Raw genomic sequence first — 15,750 nt, 5'->3', positions numbered from 1 at the left:
TCTTATTCCTCCCATCCATAATCTTCTAAGTTCATTTCTCGTTTTCGCAATCCTGAAACATAGGGATTCCCTTTAACATAGAAGCGATAAGGTTTTAGGCCATCCTTACCGTTTAAATTCACCCCAATCCGGCTACCCGTAACGATTTCTCGTGGCTTTTTACCAGCTGTGATATCAATTGTAAGGGGACTTGTTTCTAGTGGCTTTCCATCAAGCGCTCGCGAATGAATCCCCAATGCCTGAACTAGTTTAGCAGGCCCATTACTAATATTAAATCCACTCATTTTCCGGTTAGTTGCCATCTGTTCTTGGTTAATGGTTGGTTCTAACCCCCGAATAAGCACTCCCTGTGGTTCTTCCGCATCTTGAACAACCACATCAAAACAATAGTGTCCGCGAATCTGATAAATATAAATATTTCCCGGGTTACCATATAGCGATTCCGAATAATTTGTCCGGCGACTATTGTATGCATGCGAAGCGGAATCATTTTCGCCAAGATAGGCTTCAGTTTCAACAATCAGTCCACCAGTCTTTGTACCATCAGAATTGGTATAAACAATCTTCTTTCCTAATAACGATTGGGCAATTTTCTCAGTGGATCGACCAGTAAAAAACTGTTGATATTTTGTCAGCATCCTTGATTCCTCCTCAACTTGTACTATTCTAAAAGTATCACTAATTTGAGGGGGATTCACTATAATGGAACTAAAGTTAGAAAGAATTTATACAAAGCCTGCTGATTTAGATGGCTACCGAATCCTTGTCGACCGAATTTGGCCTCGTGGAATTTCAAAAGAAAAAGCCCATCTTGATCGCTGGCTGAAAGAAGTGGCTCCAAGCAATGATTTACGAAAATGGTATGGTCACGATGTTGCTCGTTTCCCAGAATTTAAGGAACGCTACCTCAATGAAATTGCGGCTACACCTTCTTACTACAACACTCTCCGTGCGATTGTTCAGGAAGAGTTAAAATCACAAAATGTAATCCTCCTTTACGGTGCCAAAGATGAAGAGCACAACCAAGCAGTAGTTCTTGCAGATAAACTTGCTGCTGACTTAGGTGTTAAGGTCCATGCAATCAAGTAACAAAAGAAGCTACTAACCTCCATTATGGATAAGTTAGTAGCTTTTTTAGAATGCAAAAACGCTCTAAGTTTGTTTCCACATGTATTTCTGAAAAATATACATCAGCCCGGCAATCGTCAATTCCATCATCAATAAGCAATCGGCAATATTCTTCATCACTACCATGAGAAACATAATAGCTAATAACAACACATTGCACGATTTACCAAGTAACGATCGTTCTCGTCTGACTTTCGACCGTTTTAGCCAATATGTTTTCTGGTTTATTCCGAGGAAAAACGGTTTCGTGTATTCTCCGTAAATAAAAAAAATTAAGAAGATAATAATAATTCCCCACAGACAAAATTGGGTTACGGAGGAATCATAGTTTAGTTCTCCTGTTATCAGGAAGAATAATCCATACAGTACGGTAAATAATCCTTGAAAAATGTTGAATGTATTATAAGCCTTTCCTTGCTCTAAATACCCTTTCAGTTGACCATCATTCTTTAGTAACGAATCAACCGAAATCTTATACTCCTCACTAATCTTTACTAACATATTAAGGTCAGGATAGCTTTTACCCTGCTCCCAGTTCGAGATTGTCTGTCGTGTTACGAATAACCTGTTAGCAATGTCAGTTTGGGTTAAGCCAAGTTTTTCCCGTCGTTTCCGTAGCTGTGTACCAAAATTCATAATTCATTTTCCCCTTCTTCAAATAAGCTGAAGTAAGTATATTAGGCCAAGGAATTACTGGCAAGCAAAGATTGTTTGCATTAGCGTCATGACAACGATTTAACGACTATTAATTCGGCAAATACTGTTAAGTATCTAAATATTAATTTCAGGTATTTAGTGGTAGATTGCTCCCTCGTTAACATAATATAGATATCTAATTTAGACATTGACTAGTTGTTTAAACAAAAAAAGAGGTACCCCGACTAGGTTATGGGATGGGTACCTCTTTTGCATCCAAATTATGGACACCTACATGGAATAAATTGGTTATAGCATGTGATCTAATTAACTAGCAATAGCTTTTTGAATAAAAGCTTACTAAATTATTTAAACTTTAGCCAAAACGTTAGTTAAAATAAACAAATCGCAAACAATGCGGCAACTATGAGAATGATACAAATAATTGACCACCTTTTTTGTTGTTGCCAAATCGATGAAGCCCTGCCGTCAATTCTCTCAGGATTTTTCTTAATATGATGAAAATCAACAAGCATCATTGCTGAACCAAAATAAATTCCCATAATAATAGCCTCAATGACCCTCGATCGCTCTGTCAGTAACGGAACGATAGAACCCCGATCAGGTAACCAATCAGTAAGGATATTTAAGCAATACATCCCGACAGCAAAGTAAACTCCTAAACCAATGGCTTTTTTAAATATCTTTTTCTTAGTCTTTACTACTTGTTTGGCATCAATATCAACTTGTGCCAGACGATGATGTTCGATTTCGTAGATAATATATATATAAATACCAAAAACAACGAATAGCATTGAACCTACTACAACGCTAAGAGTAAATTCATAATTATCGGTAGCAAGAATTATTAGACTAGCAATGAATGCAAGTAACAAGTTAAACATTAATAAAAAGATCGCAATATTATTACCAATTCGATTAATTTCATTTCGTCGATATTCATCTAATGGCCCTCGAATACCATAGAACCACTTAATGACTTTCGTACCAACTGTTTCTCTCATGCTTAGCTTCCTCCCAGAGAATAAACCAAATTTTGTATTTGGGATGCCTATTCCAGTTAATTATCAATCATTTTAATGTCATATATACATGACATTTGATATTAGAATCATATCATCCCATATTTTTCACGTCAACTATACATGACATATTTCCAGATTTTTCTAAAAAAGAGAGTGTGACAGAACTAACTTGCTAGTTCGTTATTCGACACGCAGTTAGCCTTTGGAAACCCCGTAAGCACAAAGGGGCTCTAGCGTTCGGAAAATCCAAACGCTAGAGCCCCTTTGTGTACTGCGCTGTAGTATTTTTAATTATGTCATAGCTTCTGAACTAATCTTAGGTTATTTTTCCAGTTATTTCATCAAAGCTAACCCCTGCTTCAAAACTGCATCATCCACAAAGGTTGTCAAAAAACGTTGGAGTGGCGTTTCACTGTGGCGATCCTTAAATACCATTGGTTCAGCCGCAATGATAACCGCCATCAGGTTATTTTCCGTCAACATTAATTGGCCCGGTCGTTGGTACTTCCCCTTGGTGTGTTTTCCGGTTCGCCAAATATGGATCTTAGCGTTACCTTGCTGATCGACCTTTAATTGGTATTTCCCGTTATCATCAGTTTCAACTGGAATACACGTAAACCGCTGTACTTCGTATTTTCCCTTTTTACTCACCGTTATCTTCCTCCGAACTTTTGAACTACCCATATTTTACCTGTCTTCTCCTAGAGATTCTACTCTACTTATCCTTCACCTACTCTTACCAAAAAGTGCTAAGCTAAAGGTAGCTTATCTATTCAGGAGGTTACTATTATGGCAGAAGATGCGATTACCGCTGAACAAATGCGGCACTATGATTCATACACAATTAACACAATTGGGATCCCATCATTAGTATTGATGGAACGGGCAGCTTTAGCAGTTCGGGATGAGATTTTAAACGCATTCCCACTCAACCTGCAAAATGTTGTCATTGTCACTGGAAGTGGAAATAATGGTGGCGATGGACTCGACATTGCCCGCCTCCTCCATATTGCCGGTGTAAAAGTTACTATTCTTAATGTCGGCAATCCCGAACACGCCTCAGAAGAGCACAAAGTTCAGGATCACATCTGCCAATACTACAAGATTCCCCAAACTACAGATCTTGATGTTCTCAACGATGCATCGCTAATTGTCGATGCCATCTTCGGAATCGGAATTGACCGGCCAGTTGAAGGAAGTTATGCTGATGTAATCCGCGCTATCAATGATCGGAATGCCGTAGTTGTCGCTGTTGATATGCCATCAGGAATTAATACCGATACCGGTGAAATAATGGGTGTCGCTGTTAAAGCAACTGCAACCGTTACCTTTGCCTTGAATAAGATCGGTTTAACTAAAGGTCATGGTAAAGATTATGCTGGCCGGGTCGTAGTCGCTAGCGATATGGGAACTTACCCAGTAAAGGACTAATCATTTATTTTCCCTCTCCAAGTCGTTATAGTAACATTTTTCTATTATTGATATTATTATATTAATGAAAGGTATGACGCTATAGCCCGAATTGGAGGTAATGAAATGTCAGAATTAACAACTAAATTATTTCTCGATATTAAAGAATTTGAAAAGTACCAAGAAATGTTAAAGTGCCAAGTTCACATCGATGAAGAACGCCATGGTGAATACTGCTTACCTGGATACCCAGATCGGCACAATTTCCACCATCTTCTTCGGATCCTTCGTGATCATAAGGATGGCCTTACTAGTGATCAATTAATCTTTGACTATGATTTCCGTCCAAGTGAATTGGATAATGCCACTAGTGCTCTAGTTAATAATAATCTCGCAACAACCACAACCGATAATGATAAATATCGGATTCGCTTAACCGATGAAGGAATCGAAGTTGCCCATAAGCTCCTCACCCGTCGTGAAAAGATTGCTGAAGCAGCTTACCGTTCTTTGAGTGAGAATGAACAACGTGATCTTGACCGGATCATTAATATTCTTCTCGAAGACTACAAGAATCGTGATGTTAACTACACTGGCTTAAATGCCATTTGTAATTGTAAATAAACTAAATTTTCCCAGAGCTTTGTATTAGCTCTGGGGATTTTTTGTCTAGAATTTTATTTTACCCTATCCATGATTTAGACTACACTTAACCTAACAACACAAGAATTTTGGAGGGATGGATATGAAGAAGTATGATGAGATTTTAATTGGTTCTGGTCCAGCTGCATACAAGATGTCAAATCTACTGGCAAAGACGAAACATAAGGTTCTTGTTATTGAAGGTTTCGAATACGGAGGAACCTGTCCTAATTATGGTTGTGAACCAAAGATCTTCCTTGAAGGCGCCGTCCGTCCAGTTCTTCAATCACAACAGCTCCTTGGTCATGGAATTAGTCAACCAGCAAAGCTCGAATGGAAATCATTAATGAAAACTAAACTTAACCGTTTTGATCCATGGCCAGCTGAAACTCGGGATATCATTAAGAGAAGTCATGATATAGAAGACGGCTATGCCAGTTTTATTGATAATAAAACGGTTAGCGTCAATGGTCACCAATATCAAGCAGACCATATCATTATCGCAACTGGCCAAACGCCTAACATTTTAGACATCCCCGGTAAAGAATATTTGCACACTAATTATGATCTTCTTTCACTAAAAGAACTTCCTAAAAGAATTACGGTAATCGGTGCTGGATTCGTTGGTTTAGAGTTAGCAACACTAGTGGCAGCAGCTGGAGCTGAGGTTACAATAATCGTTCACTCCGATCGTGTCCTTCGTGAATTTACCAAGGCGGAAGATCAGGCCCTTGTTGAAGCAATGGAAGAACGGGGAATCAAGTTCAGCTTTAACACCGATACACAAAAAATAAGCCAACGCGAAAGGGGATTATTAATTACAACTGACCACGGGGAAATAAAAACTGATTATGTCCTCAACGCAACTGGTCGCCATCCAAACATAGAAAAGCTAGCATTAGGAAACACTAGTATTAAATATGATCGGCACGGAATTAAGGTTGATGGCCACCTGATGACATCAGTTGAAGGAGTTTACGCAATTGGGGATGTTGTCAGCCGAACACAACCAAAGTTAACTCCTGTCACTGAATTTGAAGGGCAATACCTTTTTAACTACCTAACTGGTAAAACAAACCAAAAGATTACTTACCCGACCATTGGTCAAGCGGCATTTACTTTTCCTGAAGTCGCCCGCGCCGGAGTTAACCCTAATGAAGTTGAAAGTAATCCACAATATAAAGTAAAGACAATCCCACTTAAATATAGTAGCCTTTATGCTGGCCAAAATGACAAAATAAGTACCCTAACACTAGTCTTTAAAGGGCAACAACTAGTGGGTGCAAGCGAAATGGGTGATTACGCGGCTGACGATATTAATAACTTCTTACCAATTATCGGCTTGAATATTACTGGCGCTGAGTATCGGCAAAAAGTAATGGCAATTTACCCCACTCTTGCCGATAAAGTTGGCGGATTATTACCGTAAAATTTATGACCACTTCTTTATCAAGAGAACATTGTTGCGATTATTTCTTATTTTTAGTTTAAATCCATGAGCCATCGTGCAATACGCTTGATTTTACTCAGGGTATCCCAGATAATTATTTCAAGGTTTTTAAAATAATATAAACCAATTAACTATTGCAGTTGAACTGTTAATTATGGAGGGAACCATTATGAGTAAGATTTTTGCTTTTAGTATCCGTAAAGACGAAGAACCATACTTAAAAGAATGGGCAGCTGCTCATCCAGCAGTTGAGGTAGACTATACGGACAAATTATTAACCCCTGAAACAGCCAAGTTAGCAAAGGGAGCTGACGGTGTAGTTGTCTACCAACAGTTAGATTACACTCCTGAAACACTCCAAGCTTTAGCTGACCTGGGAATTACCAGGATGTCATTGCGTAACGTTGGGATTGATAACATTGATATGGATAAGGCCAAGGAATTAGGCTTTGAGATCACCAATGTTCCTGTCTACTCACCAAACGCAATTGCAGAACATGCCGCAATTCAGACAGCCCGTATTTTACGACAAACAAAACGGCTTGATGCTAAAATTGCTCATGGCGACCTTCGCTGGGCACCAACAATTGGTCGTGAAGTTCGTGATCAGACTGTTGGGGTCATTGGGACCGGACATATTGGTCGCGTTTACATGCAAATTATGGAAGGTTTCGGTGCTAAAGTAATCGCCTACGACGTTTACAAGAACCCTGAATTGGACAAGAAGGGATACTATGTTGACTCATTAGACGACTTGTATAAGCAGGCCGACGTAGTTTCTCTCCACGTTCCCGCAATGGATAGTAATTACCATATGATTAATGATGAAACCATTGCTGAGATGAAGGACGACGCAGTTCTTGTTAATGTTTCTCGAGGACCATTAGTGGATACCGCTGCCGTTGTTCGCGCACTTGAGAGTGGCAAGTTATTCGGCTTTGTAATGGATACCTACGAAAACGAAGTCGGGATCTTTAACGAAGATTGGACTAGAAAGGAATTTCCTGACAAGGTCTTAAAAGATTTAATCGACCAGCCTAATGTTTTGGTAACTCCACACACCGCCTTCTACACTACCCATGCGGTCCGCAACATGGTAGTAAAGGCATTTGATAATAACCTCGCGTTAGTGGAAGGCCAAACTCCAGAAACACCGGTTGAAGTAAAATAATTTTATAAAACTAATAATTTAAACAAAATAAGGGTGGGAAAACAAACTGTTTTCCCACCCTATTCTTTTTAACGCAAATACTTCGTTGGTTCAGCAACAAAGTCGGCAATTTTAACATCAACGGTATCCTTAGTGGCAGCGTTCTTTAATTGGAATTGTCCTTCCTCAACTTCACGCTCACCAAAGACAGCAAAGTACTTAGCATTACGCCGGAAAGCCTCCTTAATTTGCTTTCCAACCTTAACCCCACTGTAATCCTTATCAGCAACAACGCCCTTATCACGGATTTGGTTCAAAATCTTAAAAGCCAAGTCATCCCCATCAGCGTTTGCACTTGCAAAGAACACATCAAGTTCATCTTTAGGGGCAAACTTTGGGTTCTCTTGTTGAAGGAGGAGCATCAACCGTTCAACACCCATTCCGAATCCAATCCCCCCTTCTTCGGGGCCACCAAGCTGGCTAATTAAGCCATTGTAGCGACCACCGGCACAAACAGTGGTGTAGCCACCACCGAATACTGGAGAATCTGACATAATTTCAAAGATTGTGTGGTTGTAGTAATCCAATCCCCGAACCATGTTAGTATCGATCTCGTATTTAATTCCTAATTCCTTTAAAAGGGCCTGAACTTGGTCGAAATATTGTTGTGATTCATCATCTAAATAATCAAGAATAGATGGCGCTTGGGCAACAATCTTTTGGTCACCAGCATCCTTACTGTCCAATACCCGAAGTGGGTTCCGATACATTCGTTCTTGGGAATCAGAACTTAATTCATCGTAGTGTGGCTTTAGGAAGTTAATCAACGCATTTCGGTAATCTTCGCGAACCTTCTTATCACCTAAAGTATTAATTGTTAACTTAACATTTGGAACACCAAAGCGCTTAAAAAGCTGCATTGCCATTGCAATAACTTCAACATCAATTTGTGGTGATTCATTATTTAATGCTTCAACCCCAATTTGGTGAAATTCACGTTGCCGACCAGATTGTGGCCGCTCATAACGGAACATTGGCCCCATGTAATAAACCTTGTATGGTTTCGGGTATTCTGGACCGTAGAGCTTATTTTCAACGTATGCCCGAACTACCCCGGCAGTTCCTTCTGGGCGCAGGGCAATATGGCGATCACCCTTGTCATGGAAGTCATACATTTCCTTTTCAACGATATCTGAAGTATCACCAACATTTCGTGAAAAAACATTATAGTCTTCAAACATTGGTGTCCGGATACCGCGATAGCCAAATTGATCGAAGACTTCACGGGCAACTCCTTCAACCTTTTCCCAGAGATTAGTTGTTCCTGGTAGTAAGTCTGCAGTTCCTTTTGGTTTTTGGTATTCCATACTGGTACTCCCTTCAAAATAAAGCGCCCTCCTAAGACATAGCGCCTTAGAGGGCGACTAGCAAATTAAATCGTCTCTCTATAATTAATCGTTAAACTTAATTATTACTGATTATCCATGTGTGATTTTACCATAGCTAGCGGACTTTTGGTACCTTTCAACGGGCTTGCTGGTGATGAATGTGAAATAATTTAACTCCAACAAACAATAAGGTGACCAGCATCAGTCCAAAAACAGAGAGAAATAGTTCCTGGTAATTGCCATGTTCAATTACATATCCCCCGTATAATGGCCCAATTGCTCGCCCAACGGAAATGACAATATTGTAAAGGCCTTGATAGTGACCAGCATTCTCGGTTCCCGTTAATTGAGTAATCCAGGCAGGAAGTCCGGCAAAACTTAGTGTTTCACCAACCGTTAGGATCACAAAATCAACTACAAATTCTGGCAAGTTTTTAGCAAAAATCAGGAAGAAAAACGAGTTAGCAAAGATCAATATTCCCATCACAATCTGCGTTGAAAGGCGCATATATGGACTTAACTTATTAACTAACGGCTGACCGATAATAATGATAATCCCGTTTAAGGTCCATAACAGGCTGTAGGCATAAAATGGAATCCCCATATTAGTCATGTGAACCGCCATGACACTCTCCCATAATGAATAACTAATGTGAATCGTCATCACGTTAACCAGGATCAAAACTACTAGAGTAATGAACTTTGGTCGTCCCTTAACCTTAAGGGATGCCTTAGTTTGTCGTTGTCCTGTACTCCGCACTTCAATATTAAAGGTGAACAAAACCATCAAAGTTAAGCTGACATAGAAAACAGCGGCAACACTGAAGACAAGGACAACGCTAATTGGTAAGAGGACCCCAACAAGGAGCGTTCCTAAAACTACACCAACGTTAAATGCCATGTAGACATAATTAAAAACGAAACGTGCCGGATGATCGGCAACGGCTGTCCCGTAGGAATTAACGATCGTCATATTAATCCCGTCACCAAAACTGTTAATTATCATTAGCAACGCATACCAGGGCCAACCATGAATGAAGATTAAAAGAATAATTGGAATTGTCGAACAAATTACTCCCAACAAGGCTGTTCGGTATGAACTCCAATGATCAAATAACCAGCCCCCTATATAATTTCCAAACATCATTGCAACAGAAACCAACAGCATTACTATTCCAGCTGTCGTTAGTGTTTGCCCCAAGTATTTATTAACGTACATCGTCGTTAGTGGCCAAATAAAGGCGGCCCCCGTATTATTCAACAGACTCGCTAGGGCAACCCATTTTAGCTTAACCGTTTTTTCTTTTTTCATTCGTTCCTTTTCTAACTCCTCAACTTTTGAACTACTTAATAAAAAGAAAGAGACCAGGTTAGTTTCTCCCAGCCTCATATTTAGTGTTTACAATAGCTAGTGCTCAGCAACCATGTTTTTTTGTGGTACCCGAAGAAGGGTGTAACTAGAGGCAACATGATTTGCACGAAGACTAAGACCATTTAGTGGCGTGTTCCGGTAATGTCCGGTCATTACAGCGGCAAATGCATGTCCAGATTCACTATCAATCTTTTGGAGCTTTTTCTTATTCCATGGTAAGTTTGTCGCTTCAACTGGGATAAGTCGTTCACCATCACTAATCGAACTAAAATGAGAACTAACCATGTATTTAGAATCATTAGTCCAATAAGTATAGGAAACAATTGTCTTTTTTCCTGCAACACTTCGCTTGGCAAGAACGTAGTAGTAATCGTTTCCCTGGTCATGCAATTGTAATGGCTGATACTTTGTTGATAATCGTATCTGTTGGTGAGCATTATAATCAACTGGTTGAAAGTGAAGGTAGAGCAAGCCACCTAACCAAAAAATTGCCGCTAAACTCATCACTACATACTGGATAAATAATTTACCATCAAACCGCTTTTTAGTTTTGGCAATCAACATTAACTGTTTTACCCGAATATAGTGAATTACAAAGCCTAAAAATACAATTCCAAGAATCCACATTAACCAGCCTAGCCAGTTCCAACTCATAATTCTAATTCTCCATTCTTCTCAATAGATTTATATTGATTATCACACAAAATGACGTCCTTGTCCGCCCACAACACCAAAACTTAAATATTTATTCGATTTCAATTTTTAAAACTATGATAAACTTAACTTTGGCATCGAAACAAAGAATGTTCTACAATAGGAATAGTTAATCTTGTATTAGCCATGCTAATTGCAGTAAGGGGGAAATTTATTTCATGGATAATTTGAACGAAATTGCCCAAGAATTGATCAAATTTGAACGTGAACAAGATATGAATGATAACCAAGTTGCCTTTGGTAGCCACTTATCAGTTGAACGAATTCACGATATCAAATCTGGTAATAGTGACGCAACAGAAGAAGAAGCAGAACTAATTGAACGGTTCATGCAAAGTAACAACAGTAGTAGTAATGATTAATTTCAAAATTAATCATTAGATATAAAAGGGATTGTACTACACAGTCTCAAACAAAAAATGGATTTAGGTGAAACTCAAAAATTTCACCTAAATCCATTTTGTTTTATATAAAACAAGCTTATTCTTCAAATTTTACCGGTAATGTTACTGAATCAACCTTACTTGTAGGATTAGCAATTCGTTTAAGTAAGGTTGAAATAAGATTCTCAGCAAGGGCATGGATTGGCTGAACAACTGTTGGTAACTGCGGTGCAATTTGGCGAATAAGTTGAGAACCATCGTAACCAGTAACAAAGAAGTCCTGATTAAGTCGATAGCCCTTTTGCCGATACTGGGAAATAATTTTTAATGCTTGGACATCATTTGACGCAATTACACCCGAAAACTGGTCGGCAAAGTTAGTTTTCGCAATTTCTTCTTTAGCTAAAGTTGTAAAATCTTGTCCCTGATCATTTAGGCAGTCAACCACTCCCTGAAGACGGTTTAATGTTGGTGAAACTGAAGTATCTTCATCAACAATTGCAACCAACCGTCTTACTTTGTGGTTCACCATAAATTGGGCAGCTAACTGACCACCACGATAACTATCAGCAGCAACAATTGGAATATTATCCGAAAGATAACGGTCAAACGAAACGATTGGCGCAGTTAATTGCTGGTACTCCTCAATTCCTAGGTTATGGGAACCAGAGATAATTCCATCTACTTGATTGGCAAAAAGCATATTTAAGTACTCATGCTCGATCTCACGATTTTCAGCAGATGACGCAATGATCGTCTTATAACCTTGTAAGAACAATTGATGTTCCAGTTCATTTACTAATTCAGCAAAAAATGGGTTAGTAAGGTTTGGAAAGATTAAGCCAATAAACTTTGAAGGTTTTCCTTGCATTGCACGGGCAAGCGCATTGGGGTGGTAATTTAATTGGCGCATCGCTTGATGAACCTTTTTGATTGTTTTATCACTTAAAGAACTATAATTATTAATTACTCGTGATACCGTTGTTACTGAAACGCCTGCTAATTTGGCCACGTCTTGTAATTTAGCTACCATACTTCTTCCCCAATCTTTATCGAACTGTTATTCATTATATCCTAATATTAAAGGCAATAGTTAAAATAAAATTACTTTAACCAGACAAATGGTACTATAATGTTAATTGTTTGTTATTGTATTAGAGCTTTACCTTTCAATTGATAAGAATAGTTAAATATTAATTTAGTTATAATAATAAATGTTAAAATCACTTGCTCTTTTAAGCTAATAATGCTATTTTTGACTTAGTTTGAAATCTTAATAGTTTCTTAACAATTTTACTTTTTTGTTATTTTTTAATTATTGTTCGATTAGTTAATAAATTTTCAAGAAGTTTATCTAGGGGGAGTCAAGATAATGAATCGTTCAGAACTATCAAATTCGACAACGCACTACAAGATGTATAAAAGCGGTCGAAAGTGGATGTTCGCCGGTTTAACTGCCGTTACCTTGTTAACCGCAACCGGTGCTGTAGCTCATGCCGATGAAACTCAACCAAGTAGTAATGCCACTGAAGTAACCACTAATTCCAATAGTAATAGTACTAACAACAGCTTAACTGATCCTGCTGCTAGTCAGAGTGCTACCAGTGACAGTAGTGAAGTTACTGCTTCAGCTACTGTAGCCGCATCAAATGTTAAGGTAACCAGTGCCGCTGTTAGTGAGGCTAGTGCTGCCACTTCGGCTGTTAGCACATCATCTGCCATTTCAGTACCAGCTAGTGCTACTAACTCTTCAGTTGCCCCACAGTCAAATACTGCTTCAGCAACCACCACTGCTGCCTATGCAGCTCAAGCACCAGCTTCTTCAGTTGATTTAAATTCTCTTCACTTTAGTAACACATCCTATCAACAACAATTTATTGAAAGTGTCGCTCAAGGAGCAGTTGATGGCTGGAACCAATACCACGTTCTTCCATCCATTACCGTTGCTCAGGCAATCGTTGAAAGTAGCTGGGGTCGTTCTGGTTTATCTACCAGCGCCCATAACCTCTTTGGAATCAAGGGATCCTACAATGGTCATTCCATAACCATGCGGACCCGTGAAGTTTATGGCGGTCGTTCCGTTTACGTTAACGCTAATTTCCGGGCATATCCTAATAATTCCGAATCCGTTAAGGACCACGGTCGCTTCTTAAATGTTAACAGCCGTTACCGAAACCTCCTTGGCGATACAAATCCTGCTTCCGTTGCTAATAAGCTCCACCAGGATGGCTATGCTACCGATCCAAATTATGCTAATACACTAATGAAGTTTGTCCGGTCCTACAATTTAACCCAACTCGATTCAGTTGCCCTTTCTGGAAAGGTCGTCACTAACAAAAATAATAATGGAGATAACAATAACTATAACAGTGGTAGCTCAACTGTAAGTATCACTGGTTACTATACTGTTCAATCTGGTGATACCCTTTCTGGGATTGCCAACCAGTTTAGCACTACCGTTAACCATTTAGCTTCTCTAAACGATATTAGCAACCCTAACCGGATTTACGTTGGTCAACACCTTCTCGTCCGGCAACAAGCAAGTTCACAGACTAGTAATACTGCTTCAAGCAACAGCAATAACACTAGTCCAACAACTACTAATGCTAAAGGAACCTACACTGTTCAATCCGGCGACACTCTTTCCGGAATTGCTAATAGGTTCGGAACAAATTACGAATCATTAGCAAGCTTAAATAATATTTCTAACCCTAATCGGATCTACGTCGGTCAGGTATTGAAGTTAAGTGCTAATTCTACGCCTTCAACTCCAAGTCACCAAGTAACCAATAATACTCCAACTGGAAGCTACACCGTTAAAGCCGGTGACTCACTTTCAGCAATCGCTGCTCACTATGGGACTAGTTACGAATCATTAGCACGGTTGAATAACATTTCTAACCCTAACCACATTTATGTTGGTCAGGTATTAAAGTTAAGTGCTGGGATCACTTCATCAAATGTTGTTGAACAACATCATGTTACTACCACTTCTTCCGCTTCTTCCGCTAATGGCTTTTACACCGTTAAGGCTGGTGATTCACTTTCAGCAATTGCCGCTCATTACGGAATGAGCTATGAAACATTGGCACGGTTAAATAACATTTCCAACCCTAACCGGATCTATGTTGGTCAAGCTCTTAACTTAGGTGCTAACGCCAATACCAGCACTCGTTATGCAGCAACTTCATCAAGCAATAACGGTTCTTACACCGTTAAAGCTGGTGACACTCTTTCAGCAATCGCTGCTCGTTACGGGATGAGTTACCAAACATTAGCACGGATAAATAATATTTCTAACCCTAACCAAATTATTGTTGGTCAACACATTGTCCTTTAATTAATAATTAAATCATTAAGGCAAAACGCTTAGGTATGATAAAGTAATCATATTTAAGCGCTTTTTGTTATATAATAGTATTATATTATTGATATGTTTTGGCCTGTTTAGATAGTGAGAAGGGTGATTACATGATTAGTCAAACGGGGAGATCCTTTTCTGATATTGAGGAGATTAGCCAGTTATTCAAGTTACTTGGTAATCCCAAACGACTTCAATTACTATATCTCTTAATTCAAGATTCAATGAGTGTTACAGAGATCAGTCAACGAATGAACTGGGAACAATCAGGAGTATCCCATCAATTACAGTTGCTTCGCCAGTTCAATCTTGTTGGGCAAAAACGAGATGGTAAAGCAATTATTTACCGTCTTGAAGACCCACAAGTAATGACATTAATTGCGGACGTTCTTTTACATGCGGAACAAATAATTCATCGATAATACAATAAAATGCGGCAAGACAACCTTTTTAGACGTCTAGCCGCACTTTTTATTACTAAAATCAAATAAATTTTAGGGCTACTTGCTCATTATCGAGAATATCCCGAATTGTTAATTCTTCCCCATCATGAAATTCGTTATCAGCCAACCGAAAACTTGGATGACTGTGTGCGTAAAACTTAAAATAGTATGTTGGTGCCGTTTTCATATCTTCCACTTTTAATACCCCAGTGGAACCATCAGAACAATTAAATTCTTGAGTTGCTTTATCTTTATCGCGAACATAAACTGTCGTCATCTATAACACCTCCACTTACTATTATAACGCCGATTTGGGGTAGCCTAAAAATATTTTTGATTAAATATTATAAAATAGTCATTTTAGCAAAAAATAGTATATTAAGTGTAAAAAAACAACCAATGATCAGGTTCGTTTTATCTAAATCGCTGGTTGCTAAATTTATTCTAATTTAATCGGCAGCAAGTGCATCAATCGGGTTCAAGTTTGCTGCGCGCCGTGCTGGCAATAATGCGGCTAAGAACGAGATGATTAATGCTACTACAAAGGCAAAAACAATGTTACCGAAAGTAATCTGAATAATGTTGTACTTAATTAAGTGATAAAGCCCATGATTAATCGCTAATGTT

Annotated in this window: 17 protein-coding genes; 8 read left to right on the top strand and 9 right to left on the bottom strand. The window is 38.8% G+C overall.

The genetic code is table 11. From position 1 onward, the window contains the following. Positions 1–2: 2 nt before the first annotated feature. A complete protein-coding gene (locus tag NFR46_RS00085) occupies positions 3–638 on the bottom strand; it encodes a DNA-3-methyladenine glycosylase (RefSeq protein ID WP_251573779.1) in 636 nt (211 codons plus the stop codon). Between the two features lie 64 nt (positions 639–702). Here NFR46_RS00085 and NFR46_RS00080 point away from each other — a divergent pair, with 64 nt between their 5' ends. Beyond that, a complete protein-coding gene (locus NFR46_RS00080; RefSeq protein WP_251573777.1) occupies positions 703–1,089 on the top strand; it encodes a DUF488 domain-containing protein in 387 nt (128 codons plus the stop codon). 63 nt (positions 1,090–1,152) lie between these two features. On the opposite strand, the gene NFR46_RS00075 is transcribed toward NFR46_RS00080, so the two are convergent. From NFR46_RS00075 to NFR46_RS00065, 3 genes are all read right to left on the bottom strand, one after another. Continuing rightward, entirely contained in the window at positions 1,153–1,764 is a 612-nt protein-coding gene (locus NFR46_RS00075; protein ID WP_251573775.1) for a helix-turn-helix domain-containing protein, read from the bottom strand. A gap of 392 nt (positions 1,765–2,156) precedes the next feature. Beyond that, positions 2,157–2,789 (bottom strand): DUF3278 domain-containing protein, encoded by a 633-nt coding sequence (locus NFR46_RS00070; RefSeq protein ID WP_251573773.1) that lies wholly within the window; start codon positions 2,787–2,789, stop codon positions 2,157–2,159. Between the two features lie 354 nt (positions 2,790–3,143). Then, positions 3,144–3,461, bottom strand: a complete 318-nt coding sequence (locus NFR46_RS00065) for a DUF7671 family protein (RefSeq protein WP_251573772.1) — start codon at positions 3,459–3,461, stop codon at positions 3,144–3,146. A 138-nt stretch (positions 3,462–3,599) separates the two neighbouring features. On the opposite strand from NFR46_RS00065, the gene NFR46_RS00060 reads away from it, so the two are divergent. The 4 genes from NFR46_RS00060 to NFR46_RS00045 all read left to right on the top strand — a co-directional run bounded on the left by NFR46_RS00060 (position 3,600) and on the right by NFR46_RS00045 (position 7,483). Next, positions 3,600–4,241, top strand: coding sequence for an NAD(P)H-hydrate epimerase (locus NFR46_RS00060; RefSeq protein WP_251573770.1), 642 nt, complete (start codon positions 3,600–3,602; stop codon positions 4,239–4,241). 105 nt (positions 4,242–4,346) lie between these two features. Then, a complete protein-coding gene (locus tag NFR46_RS00055; RefSeq protein WP_251573768.1) occupies positions 4,347–4,844 on the top strand; it encodes a helix-turn-helix domain-containing protein in 498 nt (165 codons plus the stop codon). A 115-nt stretch (positions 4,845–4,959) separates the two neighbouring features. Then, positions 4,960–6,291: a dihydrolipoyl dehydrogenase family protein gene (locus tag NFR46_RS00050; protein WP_251573767.1), complete on the top strand. Its 1,332-nt coding sequence runs from the start codon at positions 4,960–4,962 to the stop codon at positions 6,289–6,291. 190 nt (positions 6,292–6,481) lie between these two features. Beyond that, positions 6,482–7,483 carry a D-2-hydroxyacid dehydrogenase gene (locus NFR46_RS00045; RefSeq protein ID WP_251573765.1) on the top strand — a complete coding sequence of 334 codons (1,002 nt, stop codon included), beginning with the start codon at positions 6,482–6,484 and terminating at the stop codon, positions 7,481–7,483. A 68-nt stretch (positions 7,484–7,551) separates the two neighbouring features. Here NFR46_RS00045 and hisS read toward each other — a convergent pair whose 3' ends face one another. From hisS to NFR46_RS00030, 3 genes are all read right to left on the bottom strand, one after another. Next, on the bottom strand, positions 7,552–8,829 hold the full coding sequence (hisS, locus tag NFR46_RS00040) for a histidine--tRNA ligase (protein ID WP_251573763.1): 1,278 nt from the start codon (positions 8,827–8,829) through the stop codon (positions 7,552–7,554). A 157-nt stretch (positions 8,830–8,986) separates the two neighbouring features. Next, the gene (locus NFR46_RS00035) at positions 8,987–10,162 is read right to left on the bottom strand and encodes an MFS transporter (protein WP_251573761.1); all 1,176 of its coding nucleotides are present in this window, start codon (positions 10,160–10,162) and stop codon (positions 8,987–8,989) included. A 96-nt stretch (positions 10,163–10,258) separates the two neighbouring features. Further along, positions 10,259–10,876 carry an LVIS_2131 family protein gene (locus NFR46_RS00030; protein WP_251573759.1) on the bottom strand — a complete coding sequence of 206 codons (618 nt, stop codon included), beginning with the start codon at positions 10,874–10,876 and terminating at the stop codon, positions 10,259–10,261. A gap of 218 nt (positions 10,877–11,094) precedes the next feature. Here NFR46_RS00030 and NFR46_RS00025 point away from each other — a divergent pair, with 218 nt between their 5' ends. Then, positions 11,095–11,298, top strand: coding sequence for an LBP_cg2779 family protein (locus NFR46_RS00025; RefSeq protein ID WP_251573758.1), 204 nt, complete (start codon positions 11,095–11,097; stop codon positions 11,296–11,298). 118 nt (positions 11,299–11,416) lie between these two features. Here the strand turns inward: NFR46_RS00025 and NFR46_RS00020 are convergent, their stop codons facing one another. Next, complete coding sequence (locus NFR46_RS00020) at positions 11,417–12,352, bottom strand: LacI family DNA-binding transcriptional regulator (protein ID WP_251573757.1); 936 nt, start codon at positions 12,350–12,352, stop codon at positions 11,417–11,419. 339 nt (positions 12,353–12,691) lie between these two features. Here NFR46_RS00020 and NFR46_RS00015 point away from each other — a divergent pair, with 339 nt between their 5' ends. Together NFR46_RS00015 and NFR46_RS00010 are read left to right on the top strand one after the other, a co-directional pair. Further along, on the top strand, positions 12,692–14,659 hold the full coding sequence (locus NFR46_RS00015) for a LysM peptidoglycan-binding domain-containing protein (RefSeq protein WP_251573756.1): 1,968 nt from the start codon (positions 12,692–12,694) through the stop codon (positions 14,657–14,659). 131 nt (positions 14,660–14,790) lie between these two features. Then, entirely contained in the window at positions 14,791–15,102 is a 312-nt protein-coding gene (locus tag NFR46_RS00010) for an ArsR/SmtB family transcription factor (protein WP_251573755.1), read from the top strand. A 61-nt stretch (positions 15,103–15,163) separates the two neighbouring features. Here the strand turns inward: NFR46_RS00010 and NFR46_RS00005 are convergent, their stop codons facing one another. Further along, complete coding sequence (locus tag NFR46_RS00005) at positions 15,164–15,400, bottom strand: hypothetical protein (protein ID WP_251573754.1); 237 nt, start codon at positions 15,398–15,400, stop codon at positions 15,164–15,166. Positions 15,401–15,750 lie beyond the last annotated feature (350 nt).

This window comes from Limosilactobacillus agrestimuris, from assembly GCF_943193105.1.
GTDB classification, from domain to species: domain Bacteria; phylum Bacillota; class Bacilli; order Lactobacillales; family Lactobacillaceae; genus Limosilactobacillus; species Limosilactobacillus agrestimuris.
The sequence above is the reverse complement of the archived record's forward strand: the minus strand, read 5'-3'. Positions and strand labels throughout refer to the sequence as shown.

Bases quoted from the DNA above. Each gene is read 5' to 3' on its own strand.
- NFR46_RS00080 (WP_251573777.1), top strand. From the start codon at position 703: ATGGAACTAAAGTTAGAAAGAATTTATACAAAGCCTGCTGATTTAGAT.
- NFR46_RS00085 (WP_251573779.1), bottom strand. From the start codon at position 638: ATGCTGACAAAATATCAACAGTTTTTTACTGGTCGATCCACTGAGAAA.
- NFR46_RS00055 (WP_251573768.1), top strand. From the start codon at position 4,347: ATGTCAGAATTAACAACTAAATTATTTCTCGATATTAAAGAATTTGAA.
- NFR46_RS00060 (WP_251573770.1), top strand. From the start codon at position 3,600: ATGGCAGAAGATGCGATTACCGCTGAACAAATGCGGCACTATGATTCA.
- NFR46_RS00035 (WP_251573761.1), bottom strand. From the start codon at position 10,162: ATGAAAAAAGAAAAAACGGTTAAGCTAAAATGGGTTGCCCTAGCGAGT.
- NFR46_RS00050 (WP_251573767.1), top strand. From the start codon at position 4,960: ATGGATATGAAGAAGTATGATGAGATTTTAATTGGTTCTGGTCCAGCT.
- NFR46_RS00010 (WP_251573755.1), top strand. From the start codon at position 14,791: ATGATTAGTCAAACGGGGAGATCCTTTTCTGATATTGAGGAGATTAGC.
- NFR46_RS00020 (WP_251573757.1), bottom strand. From the start codon at position 12,352: ATGGTAGCTAAATTACAAGACGTGGCCAAATTAGCAGGCGTTTCAGTA.
- NFR46_RS00025 (WP_251573758.1), top strand. From the start codon at position 11,095: ATGGATAATTTGAACGAAATTGCCCAAGAATTGATCAAATTTGAACGT.
- NFR46_RS00005 (WP_251573754.1), bottom strand. From the start codon at position 15,400: ATGACGACAGTTTATGTTCGCGATAAAGATAAAGCAACTCAAGAATTT.
- NFR46_RS00070 (WP_251573773.1), bottom strand. From the start codon at position 2,789: ATGAGAGAAACAGTTGGTACGAAAGTCATTAAGTGGTTCTATGGTATT.
- hisS (WP_251573763.1), bottom strand. From the start codon at position 8,829: ATGGAATACCAAAAACCAAAAGGAACTGCAGACTTACTACCAGGAACA.
- NFR46_RS00015 (WP_251573756.1), top strand. From the start codon at position 12,692: ATGAATCGTTCAGAACTATCAAATTCGACAACGCACTACAAGATGTAT.
- NFR46_RS00045 (WP_251573765.1), top strand. From the start codon at position 6,482: ATGAGTAAGATTTTTGCTTTTAGTATCCGTAAAGACGAAGAACCATAC.
- NFR46_RS00075 (WP_251573775.1), bottom strand. From the start codon at position 1,764: ATGAATTTTGGTACACAGCTACGGAAACGACGGGAAAAACTTGGCTTA.
- NFR46_RS00030 (WP_251573759.1), bottom strand. From the start codon at position 10,876: ATGAGTTGGAACTGGCTAGGCTGGTTAATGTGGATTCTTGGAATTGTA.